This is a genomic window from Dactylosporangium sucinum, assembly GCF_014647515.1.
Classification (GTDB): domain Bacteria; phylum Actinomycetota; class Actinomycetes; order Mycobacteriales; family Micromonosporaceae; genus Dactylosporangium; species Dactylosporangium sucinum.
The window spans coordinates 1-12,754 of sequence record NZ_BMPI01000048.1; the positions used below are offsets into that span (position 1 = coordinate 1).

A 12,754-nucleotide genomic window follows, 5' to 3' on the forward strand; every position below is an offset into this window, starting at 1 on the left:
ATCGACGTCAACGGCAACTCCACCGCCGACGGCGCCCGCCTGCTGCAGTGGACCTGCCACGGCGGCACCAACCAGCAGTGGCGGTTCACCCAGGTGTAGCACCTCCCTGACGGCCGGTCCCGCGTCCGGGACCGGCCGTCCGGCTGTCCGCCGGGCGATCAGGACCGTCGCCGAAGGACATGCGGTGCGCGACTCGACGACAGCGACCTTGCCGTTGATCGGCAATCGGGCCGGTGGGAGGTTGCCGACCGGCGCTGGTGCGCCTCGGTGGGCGGTGGCCGATGCTGGAAGTGCCTCCGGCACGGCTGGCAAGGGTGGTGGCGATGACGACCGGCGCGCTGTACGACAGGCGACCTGCCGTCCCGGTCGCAGCCCGCCCCGTGCCGAGCGGTCCGCCCGGCCGGATCGGCGTGTCGACTCCCGTCCGCCCAGCGTCGCGCCGATAGCGCACGCGGCGACCGGGGCCGGGTCGGTCCGGCGCGTCGACCGCTCAGCTGTCCGCGGCTCGCCCTTGCCGTGCCCGGACCGGCAGCCAGCTTCCCCACCACCGTCATGGGACCGCGTCCGGGTACCCGAGAGGAGCACCAGTGCGCACCACAACGACCGACAACGCCGCCCTCGAACGCCCGGACGCCACTCGACGCCCCGGCGAGACCACGCCACGCGAGCCCGCGGCCGTGGGGGTCGACCTCGGCAGCGCCAACATCCGGATCTGGGCGTCCGGCCGCGGTGCCGTGCAGGCCGCCAATCCGGCGCCGGCCGCCGCGCCATGGTCCGGTCCGGTCGCCCGGGGCCGGATCATCGACCCCGAGCCGGTGCAGCGGGTGCTGTCCGGTCTCCTGTCCGGCCAGCGACGGCCGCTGCCCGCCGGTGCCGTGGTCGTGGCATGTCGCCCCGTGGGCAGCGACGCACGGGCGGAACTGGCCCTGCGCGAGGTGCTGACGACCGTGTTCGAGCCGGCCCGGCTGCTCTTCGTCGACACGCTGCGCGCCGCGGCGATCGGTGCCGGCGCGGCACCCGGCCCGGTGCTGATCGCCGATGTGGGCGCCCACCTGACCGAGGTCGCCGTGCTCGCGGGCGGAGTGATCGTCGCGGCCCAGCGGCGCAACGTCGGACTCCACGACCACGACGGTGGACCGGACCCCGATGCAGCGGTCGTCGCCGCCGTCGCCGATCTCATCGGCCTGGTCCGGCTCCAGTCCAGCCACCGCCAGGCCATCGCCACGGCGGTGCGCGGTGGCGTGCTCCTCGTCGGCGGCGGCGCGATCCGCCCGCGGCTGGCTGCTCGCGTCGCCGGCGCCGCCGGCACCCCGGTGCGCCGTCCCGTCGCGCCGCATCTGGCCGCGGTGCGCGGCGCGGGCCTGGCCGCCCTCGCCGCGCTGCGTCGCAGCGCCATGCGGCCCTGACCGGCGCGCGCGTCCCCACCCGCTTTCCGACGGCCTGACGGGAGACCCGAATGGACATCGACACCAGCCCGGGCATCGCCCGCGGCGGCAGACCCTGCGCGGCGAGGGACGCCGGCCGGCTGCGAGAGCTCGCGTTCCTGCGGGTACTGCTGGAAGAGCATCGCGGCCGGTACCGCACCCAGCTTCGCCTGCTCGACCAACCGCGGCCGCAGCAACACGACGCCGGCACCGTCGACCAGTCGACGTTGGCCGCGGTCACGTGGCGTCGGCTCGACGACGTCGACCGCGCACTGCGCGCGCTTGAACTGGGTGGTTATGGCGTCTGTACCGGCTGCGGGAACGACATTCCCATCGACCACCTGATGCGGCACCCGGCAGCAGACCGCTGCCCCGCATGCATCGGCGACGCCCGGCCGCCGGCACCGTCCGACCACCGGCATCGCGCAATCCGCCACGAGCGGTACCCGGCAATTCGTCCAGATACGCCCACGCAGCGCTGACCCGCTGCGTCGGGACGTATCGCAACAGAGGAGCGGCATGTCTTCGCAACCCGACCGGCACAACGGTCCCGCGTTCCTGGAGAAGGCACCGAACACCGTGGCGGTGATCGGCGCCGGGATGGTCGGACTGTCCACCGCATGGTTCCTGCAGGAGGCCGGCGTGCACGTCACCGTGTACGAGCGCAGCCGCGTGGGCGCCGGCGCGTCCTGGGGCAACGCGGGCTGGCTGACGCCGGGACTGGCCGCGCCGCTGCCCGAGCCGGCGGTGCTGCGCTACGGGCTGCGGGCCGTGCTCAGCGCCCGGTCACCGGTGTACCTGCCGCTGCGCGCCGACCGCAGCCTGCTGCGGTTCCTGGTGTCGTTCGTGGCGCACAGCACCGCGCGGCAATGGCGCCGGGCCATGGCCGCCTACGTGCCGCTCAACGAACGGTCGCTGGAGGCGTTCGACGTGCTGGCCGCCGGCGGTGTCTCCGCGACCACGACCGAGGCGGGCACCTTCCTGGCCTGCTACGCCCGGGAGCGGGACCGGCGGGGGCTGCTGGCCGAGCTGGCGCAGATCCGCGCCACCGGTCAGGACGTGCGCTTCCACCCGGTGCCCGGGCTGCGGGCCCGGGTCCTGGAGCCGGTGTTGACCGAGCGGGTGGGTGCCGCCATCCAGATCTACGGGCAGCGCTACCTGAACCCGCCGCGGTTCGTCCGTTCCCTGGCCGAAGCGGTACGTGCCCGCGGCGGGCGGATCGTCGAGGGCGGCGACGTGACCGGGCTGCGACCGGGGCCCGGTGGTGTCGGCGTGGTGTGCCGGTCCGGGCAGGAAGAGCGGCACGACGCGGTCGTGGTCGCCACCGGAGCGTTGTTCGGTGAACTGGCCACCCGGCTCGGGGTGCGGCAGCCGGTGCAGGCCGGCCGTGGCTACAGCTTCAGCGTCCCGGCCGAACGGATGCCGGGCGGACCGTTGTACTTCCCGACGCAGCGGGTCGCGTGCACGCCCTTGGACGACCGGCTCCGCGTGGCCGGGATGATGGAGTTCCGCCGCCCCGCCGACCCGCTGGACCCGCGGCGGATCAGCGCCATCGTCGATGCCGTGCGGCCGTTTCTGCGCGGGGTGGATCTCGACGACCGGCGCGACGAATGGGTCGGTTCCCGCCCGTGCACTCCGGACGGCCTGCCGCTGGCCGGGGTGACCGCCGCCCCACGGGTCTTCGCCGCGGGCGGCCACGGCATGTGGGGCGTCGCGCTGGGACCGGTCACCGGGCAGTTGATGGCCCAGACGGTCCTCAAGGGCGAGGCCCCACCGGAGCTGGCCCCGTTCGACCCACTGCGTTAGCCCGCGTCACCTCGGCGGCGTTGCGCCGCGATGTCGCGGCGCAACAGCACCCCGCAGGCCACGATGCCCGATGCCGTCAGGCACAGCGCCCACACGTCCGGGGCCGAGTACGGCGCCGGCGTTGCCGGTACAGGGTGGGTCCTATGGGCGTGCCGACCCTGGCCCGGCGGTCCGGACCGGCTGCGAACCTCGGTTCCGGGCCATCGCGGCATCGGACTTGGGTCATGCCGGCCGGGCGCCGCCGTCGCGTGCCTACCGTGGAGCCTCAGGCAACCGCGGAACGCTCAGGAGGCACCCGTCATGACGCAGGTCAAGAGCCCGCCTCACCCGATCCGGGAGTCCGACGGCAAGGGATGGCTGGACCTCGGCCCCCGGGACATCCGCCGCGACCAGGAGAACCCGGACGTCTTCATCCCGCCGGCCACCGACAGCGGCACGTTCCCCAACTTGCGGTACTCCTTCTCCGACGCGCACCAGCGCCTGGAGAGCGGAGGGTGGGCCCGCGAGGTGACCAACCGCGAGATCCCGGCGTCGCTCGACCTGGCCGGGGTGAACATGGCACTGGAGCCTGGGGCCTACCGCGAGCTGCACTGGCACAAGGAGGCCGAGTGGGGGCTGGTGCTCGTCGGCAGCTGCCGCCTGACGGCGATCGACGAGCACGGCCGCTCGTTCATCGACGAGGTCAAGGCCGGCGACATCTGGAACTTCGAGGCGGGGCTGCCGCACTCCATCCAGGGCCTGGCGGACGGCGTCGAGTTCCTGCTGGTGTTCAGCGACCCCGACTTCTCCGAGAACTTCACGTTCCTGCTGTCGGACTGGTTCGCGCACACGCCCCAGGACGTCGTGGCGGCCAACCTGAAGAAGTCGGTGGCCGAGATCGGCACCTTCCCGAAGCACGAGAAGTACATCTTCCAGGCCGACCTGCCGGGCCCCATCGCCGAGGTCGACCGGCCGGTGCCGGACGGCCGGGTCCCCTCGCCGTTCACCCTCCACATGGATGACGTCGAGCCGATCGAGTCCGAGGCCGGGCGGGTGCGGATCGTCGACGTCAACCGGTTCCCGGCGGCGAAGACCATCTCGGCGGCCATCGTCGAGGTCGAGCCGGGCGGCATGCGCGAGCTGCACTGGCACCCGAAGGCCGCGGAGTGGCAGTACTACATCCAGGGCAAGGCCCGGATGACCGTCTTCAACTCCAACGGCCTGTCGCGGACCTTCGACTTCACCGCCGGCGACGTGGGCATCGTCCCGCTGGTCGCCGGGCACTACGTGCAGAACACCGGCGACGAGAAGCTGATCTTCATCGAGGTGTTCAAGCACCCGGAGTACTCCGACATCTCCGCCAACAAGTGGCTGGCGTCGAACCCGGCCAAGGTCGTCGCCGATCACCTCAACGTGACCACCCAGTTCGTCGAGTCGCTGCCGCTGGACGACACGCCGGCGCCGGTCGTCTGGTACGACCGGTCCAAGGCGCGGCGGTGAGGCCATGGCGCGCATCCTGCTCGTCTACTCCAGCCTCTTCGGGGCCAACGCACAGCTCGCCGCCCTGGCCGAGGCCGCCCTCGGCGCCGCCGGCGCGGATGTCCGGGTCCGGCGCGTCCGGGAGGTCGCGCTGACCGGCGAGGAGCAGGCCGCGGCCGAGGGCGCGCAGATCGCCACCGGCGCCGATCTGACCTGGGCCGAGGGGTTCGTGTTCTGCTCGCCCTCGCACACCGGCCTGCTGTCCGCCTCGATGAAGGCCTTCATCGACCAGCACCACGACAGCGCCGCCGCCGGCGCCCACCTGAACAAGACGTTCACGGCGATGGCGACGTCCGGCTACGCGCACGCCGGCCAGGAGCGCGTCGTCGATGAGCTCAACGCCGTCGGCGCGGCCTGGGGCTGCGTGATCGTCGCCCCCGGCACCGCCGACGAGGGACTCAACGTCCACAACGGCAACCCGTACGGCCTGAGCTTCGTCCTGGAGCACGGCCGGCTGCCGGGCTCCGCGGAGACCACCGGCGTGCTGCGCAGGCACCTGCACCGCCTGGTCGCGGTCACCGACGCGCTGGCCCCGTTGCGGGCCGCGGACGCCAGGACCGGGACCCGCACGGTGCCGACCATCGCCGGAGCCCTCACCTGAGCGCGGCTGCGGGGCGAGATCCGGGGGCAGGCCCCGCCGCCCCGGGCGGACGGGCGGCGGGGATCGGTAGGTTCCAAGCGTGACCGAGCCGAGTTCCGGGACGACGCTCGACGTCGGGGTGACGGCGTGGTCGGCGCCGAACCCCTTCGGCGAGCCCACGGCCTTCGTCATGGTCCACCCGAGCGCCGCCCCGGACGACGGGACGTTCGCGGACACGATCGAGCACCTCGGGTTGCGGCGGCTGGACGCCGGCGGGGACATCCTGCCGATCGGCACCGACACCCTCTACGCGTCGCTGAAGGCGATGCGGGTCGAGCTCTGCACGCCCGACCGGGTGTGGCTCAGCCATCAGGTCACCGACGACTGGACCACCAACGCGATCGGCCGGCGTTACATCGTGCTGGTGATCGGCACCGCACCCCTGCCGGGTGGCGCCGACGCCGACGCCATCTCGGCCTACCTGGCCGACCGCACGAGCGTGCACGCCGCCCTGGTCAAGATCCGGGTGCGCTTCGACCAGGGGTGACCCTCAGGGCCGCGCGACATGCACCCGTCCGAGGCGGGTACTGCGGGCTGGTGTGTGCTTCCGATCGCCTCGGCGCGGGCCTCCACGCCGAATGCTCCATCGTGGCCGGCGGGTTCGGCGCGATCGCCGGGCTGCTGGGCAGGCCCTCGCGCGAACCGCGGCTGCTGCTCGTCCATCGCCTCGACGAGCGCGACCCCGGCGACCCCGGCGACCCCGAGGACCCCGGCGCCGGGCCGCCGCGCTCCCTGCTGGTGACGCATCCGCGGGCGGTCCCATCGGAGTCCCGGGGCGGTCACACGCTGGCCCTCGCCGCGCCGCTGACGCGGGTGACGAACGCGGCGCTGGCGCCGGCGACGAACCTGGACCAGACCCCCCTCGTGCGCGCGTCGCGCTCGATGATGGCCGGCCTGCTGAGCGACCTGGACCACGACGGCCGCCGGTTCGGGCTCGGCATCGACGACGTGCTCCTGAGCCTGCTGCGCGGCATCGTGCTCGAACACCCGGACGCGAGCCGCACGGCGCCACCGGAGGCGACGACAGCGACGCGGCTGCGGGCGTTCATCGAGGCCCGCCACACGGACTCCCGGCTGGACGTGGCGCAGGTCGCCCGCGAGCTGGGGATCTCCCGGCGGCAGCTGCACCGGCACGCCCCCGACGGCGGCGTCGCGGCGATGCTGGCCGAGCGCAGGCTGGCCACGGCCCGCGACCTCCTGGCCGCGCATCGTGCGCTGACGGTGGCCGAGGTCGCCGAGCGGTCGGGGTTCGGCACCGCCTCCCGCCTGCGGGCGCAGCTCGCGCGGCGGGCCGGCGGTACCCCGAAGGCCATCCGCCAAGCGGCATCGGCCTGACGGGATGGGGACGACCGCGGTCCTCGCCCCGCCGTTCCGGCTCGACGACGCGGCCCGGGATCGGCTGTACGGCCTGGGTATCTCGGTCCCCGGCGACGGTGCTCCCGCGGAGGGCGAGCCGGGCGCGGGCGCGCTGCCCGACCTGGCCGGCGCCATCCGGTTCGGCGCCGCGCACGACGCGCTGGCCGTCGTCGTCGGCGGCGGACGGGAGGCGCGCGCCTGGCCGGCCGGCGGTGCCACCCGCCTGGCGGCGGCGACGGAGGCATCCGCGGAGTCGGCGGACGCGCGGCCGCTCACGGTCGTGGTCCTCCCGGCCACCGCGGCACCCCGGCACGGACCGGTGGCCGTGCTCTCCCCCGGCGGGGCGGTCTCGGCACACGAGCTGTACGTCGGCGCGGCGCTGGCCGCGGCGAGCGGGCGCCGGGTCGAGCACGTCAACGGACGCGGCGCTGCGGCCTCGGCCGCGCAGCCCGGCATCCCGGCCCGCGCGGGCCTGCGCGCCGCCGTGGTGCAGTGGCGGGAGCGCGCCGAGCCCCGCCCGGAGCGGTCCCTGCACACGCTCTCCGCCCGGCCCGCGGTCATCGTCATGGCGGTCCCGCCCGGATCGGCCGAGGCGCCCGCGGTCGTCGCCGCCCACCCCGACGCCGACGTCGTGCTCGTGTTCGACGCCGTGCACGCCCGCCACGGCGCCGAGGTGGCGCGACAGGTCGCCGCGCTCATCGAGCTCGCGGCCGGGGTCGGGCAGAGCGCCCCGGCCGCCCGGCCCGCCCCGCCGGCGCCATCCGTCGCTCCGCCGGCCGTGCGGGCCTCGGACGTCATCCACCTCCGGCTCACCGACACGGCGCTGGAGCTCACCAACCGCACGCGCGAACGGGTGCGGTTGCGGGTCACGCTGGGGTCCACGGCCGCGCCCGGGGAGCCGCGCGCCGCATTCGAGACGCAGCTGCGGCCGCAGGAGTGCCACGCCGAGCCGATGAGCGCCGCACCCGGCATGGCCGAGCTGACGCCCCCGACCGCGGTGCTGCGGCACTGGAGCCACGGATCGGCCGAGGTCTACGAGGGCGGCGAGCGGAGGATCCTGCGGGTCGAGGCCTCCGTGCTCGACCCGGACGACCGCGTGCGCGCCACCCGCACCTACGACGCGACCAACGGGCTCGACTTCTCGGTGACGGCGCGCGATCTCGAAGCCCTGCTGGGCGGCAGGGCCGAGCTGTTCGCGGAGGTCCGCCCGCGGGCCGTGCCCGACCCGCCCCGGGACGTGCTGGCCGCGCTCGAGTCCGCGTTGCGGGTCGGCGCGACCGCGCTGGCCGTCCTGGACCGGCCGCCGAAGGGCCGCGGCTAGCGCACGACCGGGACACCTCTCCCTCCGACCAACGTCGGTGGACGCCGCCTTAGCCGACGGGGTCGCCGCCACCGCCGCTTCCGCCGTGCGGGTCACCGTTGGTGAGGGCTCGCACCTTGGGATTCGGATCGCCGCTGGTTTCGTGTTTCGGATCGCTGGCATACACGGAACCGCCGGCCGCCGCCGACAACGACAGCGCGACCAGCGCCGCGACGGCGAGCCGTCTCGCATGCACCATGTTGGTCTCCTCCATGAGTTCGCGTACCGGCAGCGTCGGAGGCCTCGCTCAACGGCGGCGTGCAGTTCGGTTGCACGAGTCGCGCGCTACGAAGAACCGCCAACGGCACGCAGCGCCGAGACACTCTCGACCCGGCGGGCCGGGAAAAGGCGCATATGGAACATCACGAGCTACCAGGACATAACGGATCTCACCGCTCTTGTTGATGCGGTCCGCGCGGCGCTGCCCCCGGTCGCCGGATGAACGGCCGTTCGGCCGGGCACCATCGGCCGAGGCCCGGTTGGCCGGACGGCTGACCCGAAACACGCCGGCAACAGCCGGAAATCCCCAGGTCATCCGCGTTTTGGTGGGGTGCCGGAGCCCCCGACATCCGGCTTCGCAGATCCATTGACGTGGCCTGAGTCACCGCTCTATCGTGAACCACCAGTTCACTGAGTGATCCGATCCAACGGTTCACTCAGTGAATCCCACCGCCGGACGACGGCTCCCGAGAGGCTTCGGAGAGTGCCTGCACATGACCGCGACAAAGATCGTTCCGCCGCCGACACCGGCCGAGACGGGTCGCGCCAAGCGCACGGAACGGGTGACGCAGGGCCGGTCCCTCCGCGGACCTGACGTGAAGAAACATGCCATCAACACCGTCGGCGCGATCGGTGTCGTCGCGGTGCTGGCCGGCCTCTGGGAGGGGTACAAGGCGCTGGGCCAGAGCGTCGGCGACGTCGTGCCCGGAACCACGATCGGCTTTCCGGTGGCCACCGACGATCTGTCGATGCCCCACCTCTCGACGATCCTGCGCTCGCTGGTCGAACCCGCCCGGCGGGGCGACCCGATGTCGCTGGGCGCATACCTGATCGGCGAGACCACCGTGACGCTGCGTGAGGCCCTCTACGGGCTCGTCGCCGGATCCGTGCTCGGCCTGCTGCTGGCGGTCGTGTTCCTGAACGTGGTCCCGGTCAGCAAGGGCCTGATGCCCTGGCTGGTGGCGTCGCAGACGGTGCCGCTGGTGGCGATCGCGCCGATGATCGTGATCTGGGGCGGCAAGGCCGGTGCCCCGCCCTGGATCGCCGTGACCGGCATCGCCGCCTACCTCGCGTTCTTCCCGGTCACGATCAACACGCTGCGCGGGTTGAAGTCACCGCAGAAGGTGCACCTGGAGCTCATGCACAGCGTCGGCGCCAAGCGCCGGCAGGTGCTGTGGTGGCTGCGCATCCCGGCGGCCCTGCCGTTCGTGTTCGCCGGCCTCCGGCTGGCCGCCACGGCGAGCGTCGTGGGCGCCATCGTCGGTGAGCTGTCCGCCGGAACCGGTCGTGGCATCGGGCGGTCGATCCTCACCTTCGCCTACTACTACTCGAACGGGCCGGAGAAGTTGTACGCGGCCGTCCTGGTCTCCGCGGTCGCCGGCATCGTGTTCGTGCAGCTGCTGGGGCTGATCGAGCGATTCGCGCTCCGGCATCGCCACGCGCGGTGAGCCCGTCCCCGTCAACACATGCCTGTTCACCACCTGCCGGGAGGCGCTGATGTCTGAGCCCGCCATCATCTCAGTGCGCGGAGTCAACAAGGAGTTCAACAGCGGCAAGCGCTCGGTGACCGCGCTGCAGGACATCGACCTGTCGATCGCCCGCGGCGAGTTCGTGTCGCTGCTGGGCCCGAGCGGTTGCGGCAAGAGCACGCTGCTGCGCGTGCTGGCCGACCTGACCGAGCCGTCCAGCGGCACGGTCACGCTCAACGGCAAGTCGCCCCGGGCGGCCCGGACCGACCGCGACTACGGGATGGTCTTCCAGCAGGCCGGCCTGTTCGACTGGCGAAGCGTGCAGCGCAACGTGGAGCTGCCGCTGCAGGTCGCCGGCGCCGACAAGCAGACGCGGCGGGCCAAGGCCCACGAGATGCTGGAGCTCGTCCGGCTGGCCGAGTTCGCCAAGCACTTCCCGTGGCAGCTGTCCGGCGGCATGCAGCAGCGGGTGGCGATCGCCCGCGCGCTGTCCGCCGATCCCGAGATCCTGTTCATGGACGAGCCGCTGGGCGCGCTGGACGAGATGAACCGGGAGCGGCTGCAGGGCGAGCTGCTGCGGATCTGGGCGGACACCCGGACCACGGTCGTGTTCGTCACGCACAGCATCTCCGAGGCCGTCTTCCTGTCCTCGCGGATCGTCGTGATGACGGCCCGCCCGGGCCGGATCGCCGCCAGCATCGACGTGGACCTGCCGTACCCGCGGACCGCGGCGACCCGCACCACCGAGGAGTTCTTCGCCAAGGTGACCGAGGTCCGCGCGGCGCTGCACGGCGCACCCGCCGAGCAGGCCGCCTGATGAGCGTGACCCAGGCCGCGCAGCTGCGGTCGCCCGGGGCCGGGACCAGGCTGCGGACCCACCTCGGCCGGTACCTCCCGGTCGCCGTCACCGCCGTGGTGATCCTCGGCGTGTGGCAGCTCGCCGTGGTCGTGTTCGACGTGCCGTCGTTCATCGTCCCGGCGCCGAGCGAGGTCCTGTCCGCGTTCGTCAGCCAGTTCACCACGATCATGTCGGCCTCGCGGATCACCGTTCAGGCGGTGCTGCTCGGCCTGCTCATGGGCGTGCTGTGGGGCGTCGTCGTGGCCCTGGTGCTGAGCCGCTTCCCGAGCGTGTCCAGTCCCGTGCTCACGGTCGCCGTCATCGTCAACTGCGCCCCGATCGTGGCCCTGGCGCCGATCTTCAACAACTGGTTCGGTGTCACCAGCCTGGTCTCCAAGGCCGGCGTCGCCGCCGTGATGGTGTTCTTCCCCGTCCTGGTCAACACGACCCGGGGATTGCTCCAGGTCTCACCCCTGCACCTGGAGCTCATGCAGTCGCTGGCGGCCAAGCCACGACACGTGGCGTTGATGCTGCGGCTGCCCAACGCGCTGCCCTTCCTGTTCAACGCGCTGAAGCTCGGCTCCACACTCGCCGTGATCGGCGTGATCGTGACCGAGTACTTCGGCGGGCCGAGCAACGCGCTCGGCGTCTACATCGCCTATCAGGCCGCACTGCCCCGGTTCGAGTACGCCTGGGCCGGGATCCTCGTGGCGAGCGCCCTCGGCCTGGCCATGTTCGGTGTCGTGTCCCTTCTGGAACGGCTCCTCATGCCCTGGCATGCCTCGTTGCACGACGAGAACCCGTAGGCCATGGCCCGTCGTCGTGCCCTCAACACTCATGGAGTCAGCATGTTCCTTCGTAGACGGTTATCCACGCGGCCGGGCCGCGTCGGGTCCGCGCTGAGCGTCCTCACGGCCACCGCGCTGCTCGCGTCCGGCTGTGGCGGCATGTCCGACACGGGGACGCAGGCCGCGTCCGACGCCGGCAAGGACTGCAAGTCGAAGACCAAGGTCCGGGTCGTGCTCCAGTGGGTCGCCCAGGCCCAGTTCGCCGGCTACTACGCGGCGAAGGACAAGGGGTTCTACGACGCGGAGTGCCTGGACGTCACCATCCAGGAAGGGGGCGTGAACATCGTCCCCCAGCAGGTCCTGTCGTCCGGCAACGCCGAGTTCGCCGTCAGCCACGTCACCAAGACGATGGTCACCAGGGAGCAGGGCGCCGACCTGGTCAACATCGGCCAGGTCTTCCAGCGCGGCGCGTACCTGCAGGTCGCCTGGGCCGACTCCGGCATCAAGACGCTCGCCGATCTCAAGGGTAAGAAGGTCGGCAGCTGGGGCTATGGCAACGAGCTCGTGCTGTACGCGGCGATGCGCGGTGCCGGCGTCGACCCGACCAAGGACACGCAGATCATCCAGCAGCCGTTCGACATGTCCCTGCTGCTCAAGCGCGAGGTCGACGCCGCGCAGGCGAAGACCTACAACGAGTACGCCCAGCTGCTGGAGACCAAGAACCCGAAGACCGGACAGCTGTACCAGCCGTCCGACTTCACCGCGATCAGCCTGCAGGACGCCGGGTACACCAGCCTCGAGGACGGCATCTACAGCCGTGGCGACTGGCTGAAGGACCAGGCCAACCAGGAGACCGCCGTGAAGTTCCTCAAGGCGACGTACCGTGGCTGGGGCTACTGCCGCGACGACCTCAAGGGCTGCGTCGACACGGTGCTGGCGCACGGCAGCGCGCTGGGCACGGGGCACCAGACCTGGATGCTCAGCGAGGTCAACAAGCTGGTCTGGCCCTCGCCGAAGGGCGTCGGGGCGATGGACCAGGCCGCCTGGGACCAGACGATCGACATCGCCGTCAAGGCCGGTGTGCTCAAGCAGAAGCCGGACAGCGACGCGTACCGCACCGACCTGTCCGACCGCGCGCGAGAAGAGCTCAAGTCCTCGGGCGTGGACGTCATCGGCAGCTCCTACAAGCCGGAATCGGTGACCATCACCGAAGGCGGGAAGTAGGCGATCGGGGTGCCGGGCGGCCCGCGGGCTCGTCCGGCATCCCGGTGAAGGCAGAGCCTGCCAGGATGGCGGCAGAATAGTTGCCGCCGACGATGGCACGCGGAATACGGAG

The 12,754-nt window shown here is 72.5% G+C and carries 14 protein-coding genes; 13 read left to right on the plus strand and 1 reads right to left on the minus strand.

Annotation, left to right across the window (positions count from 1 at the left end; genetic code table 11):
• The 9 genes from IEZ31_RS58340 (at position 1) to IEZ31_RS37675 (ending at position 8,065) form a co-directional block, all read left to right on the plus strand.
• On the plus strand, positions 1–99 hold the full coding sequence (locus tag IEZ31_RS58340) for an RICIN domain-containing protein (RefSeq protein WP_268241725.1): 99 nt from the start codon (positions 1–3) through the stop codon (positions 97–99).
• Positions 100–587: 488 nt separating this feature from the next.
• Complete coding sequence (locus tag IEZ31_RS37640) at positions 588–1,406, plus strand: rod shape-determining protein (RefSeq protein WP_190254871.1); 819 nt, start codon at positions 588–590, stop codon at positions 1,404–1,406.
• 50 nt (positions 1,407–1,456) lie between these two features.
• The gene (locus IEZ31_RS37645; RefSeq protein WP_190254872.1) at positions 1,457–1,906 is read left to right on the plus strand and encodes a TraR/DksA family transcriptional regulator; all 450 of its coding nucleotides are present in this window, start codon (positions 1,457–1,459) and stop codon (positions 1,904–1,906) included.
• Between the two features lie 37 nt (positions 1,907–1,943).
• A complete protein-coding gene (locus IEZ31_RS37650; protein ID WP_190254873.1) occupies positions 1,944–3,230 on the plus strand; it encodes an NAD(P)/FAD-dependent oxidoreductase in 1,287 nt (428 codons plus the stop codon).
• 300 nt (positions 3,231–3,530) lie between these two features.
• Entirely contained in the window at positions 3,531–4,709 is a 1,179-nt protein-coding gene (locus tag IEZ31_RS37655) for a cupin domain-containing protein (RefSeq protein ID WP_190254874.1), read from the plus strand.
• A 4-nt stretch (positions 4,710–4,713) separates the two neighbouring features.
• Positions 4,714–5,349, plus strand: coding sequence for an NAD(P)H-dependent oxidoreductase (locus IEZ31_RS37660; protein ID WP_190254875.1), 636 nt, complete (start codon positions 4,714–4,716; stop codon positions 5,347–5,349).
• A 79-nt stretch (positions 5,350–5,428) separates the two neighbouring features.
• Positions 5,429–5,875 carry a hypothetical protein gene (locus tag IEZ31_RS37665; RefSeq protein ID WP_190254876.1) on the plus strand — a complete coding sequence of 149 codons (447 nt, stop codon included), beginning with the start codon at positions 5,429–5,431 and terminating at the stop codon, positions 5,873–5,875.
• 50 nt (positions 5,876–5,925) lie between these two features.
• On the plus strand, positions 5,926–6,723 hold the full coding sequence (locus IEZ31_RS37670) for a helix-turn-helix domain-containing protein (RefSeq protein WP_190254877.1): 798 nt from the start codon (positions 5,926–5,928) through the stop codon (positions 6,721–6,723).
• 4 nt (positions 6,724–6,727) lie between these two features.
• Positions 6,728–8,065 (plus strand): hypothetical protein, encoded by a 1,338-nt coding sequence (locus IEZ31_RS37675; protein ID WP_190254878.1) that lies wholly within the window; start codon positions 6,728–6,730, stop codon positions 8,063–8,065.
• A 49-nt stretch (positions 8,066–8,114) separates the two neighbouring features.
• On the opposite strand, the gene IEZ31_RS37680 is transcribed toward IEZ31_RS37675, so the two are convergent.
• Positions 8,115–8,318, minus strand: a complete 204-nt coding sequence (locus IEZ31_RS37680; RefSeq protein ID WP_190254879.1) for a hypothetical protein — start codon at positions 8,316–8,318, stop codon at positions 8,115–8,117.
• A 601-nt stretch (positions 8,319–8,919) separates the two neighbouring features.
• On the opposite strand from IEZ31_RS37680, the gene IEZ31_RS37685 reads away from it, so the two are divergent.
• Genes IEZ31_RS37685 through IEZ31_RS37700 form a run of 4 tightly spaced genes read left to right on the plus strand, consistent with a single transcriptional unit; the run spans position 8,920 to position 12,642 of the window.
• The gene (locus IEZ31_RS37685) at positions 8,920–9,771 is read left to right on the plus strand and encodes an ABC transporter permease (RefSeq protein WP_190254880.1); all 852 of its coding nucleotides are present in this window, start codon (positions 8,920–8,922) and stop codon (positions 9,769–9,771) included.
• 49 nt (positions 9,772–9,820) lie between these two features.
• Entirely contained in the window at positions 9,821–10,609 is a 789-nt protein-coding gene (locus IEZ31_RS37690) for an ABC transporter ATP-binding protein (protein ID WP_190254881.1), read from the plus strand.
• Positions 10,609–11,436, plus strand: a complete 828-nt coding sequence (locus tag IEZ31_RS37695; protein WP_190254882.1) for an ABC transporter permease — start codon at positions 10,609–10,611, stop codon at positions 11,434–11,436. The genes IEZ31_RS37690 and IEZ31_RS37695 overlap by 1 nt, the downstream gene beginning before the upstream one ends.
• 42 nt (positions 11,437–11,478) lie before the next feature.
• Positions 11,479–12,642, plus strand: coding sequence for an ABC transporter substrate-binding protein (locus tag IEZ31_RS37700; RefSeq protein WP_190254883.1), 1,164 nt, complete (start codon positions 11,479–11,481; stop codon positions 12,640–12,642).
• The last annotated feature ends 112 nt before the right edge of the window (positions 12,643–12,754 follow it).

Bases quoted from the DNA above. Each gene is read 5' to 3' on its own strand.
- IEZ31_RS37655 (WP_190254874.1), top strand. From the start codon at position 3,531: ATGACGCAGGTCAAGAGCCCGCCTCACCCGATCCGGGAGTCCGACGGC.
- IEZ31_RS37700 (WP_190254883.1), top strand. From the start codon at position 11,479: ATGTTCCTTCGTAGACGGTTATCCACGCGGCCGGGCCGCGTCGGGTCC.
- IEZ31_RS37645 (WP_190254872.1), top strand. From the start codon at position 1,457: ATGGACATCGACACCAGCCCGGGCATCGCCCGCGGCGGCAGACCCTGC.
- IEZ31_RS37680 (WP_190254879.1), bottom strand. From the start codon at position 8,318: ATGGAGGAGACCAACATGGTGCATGCGAGACGGCTCGCCGTCGCGGCG.
- IEZ31_RS37675 (WP_190254878.1), top strand. From the start codon at position 6,728: ATGGGGACGACCGCGGTCCTCGCCCCGCCGTTCCGGCTCGACGACGCG.
- IEZ31_RS37650 (WP_190254873.1), top strand. From the start codon at position 1,944: ATGTCTTCGCAACCCGACCGGCACAACGGTCCCGCGTTCCTGGAGAAG.
- IEZ31_RS37690 (WP_190254881.1), top strand. From the start codon at position 9,821: ATGTCTGAGCCCGCCATCATCTCAGTGCGCGGAGTCAACAAGGAGTTC.
- IEZ31_RS37695 (WP_190254882.1), top strand. From the start codon at position 10,609: ATGAGCGTGACCCAGGCCGCGCAGCTGCGGTCGCCCGGGGCCGGGACC.
- IEZ31_RS37660 (WP_190254875.1), top strand. From the start codon at position 4,714: ATGGCGCGCATCCTGCTCGTCTACTCCAGCCTCTTCGGGGCCAACGCA.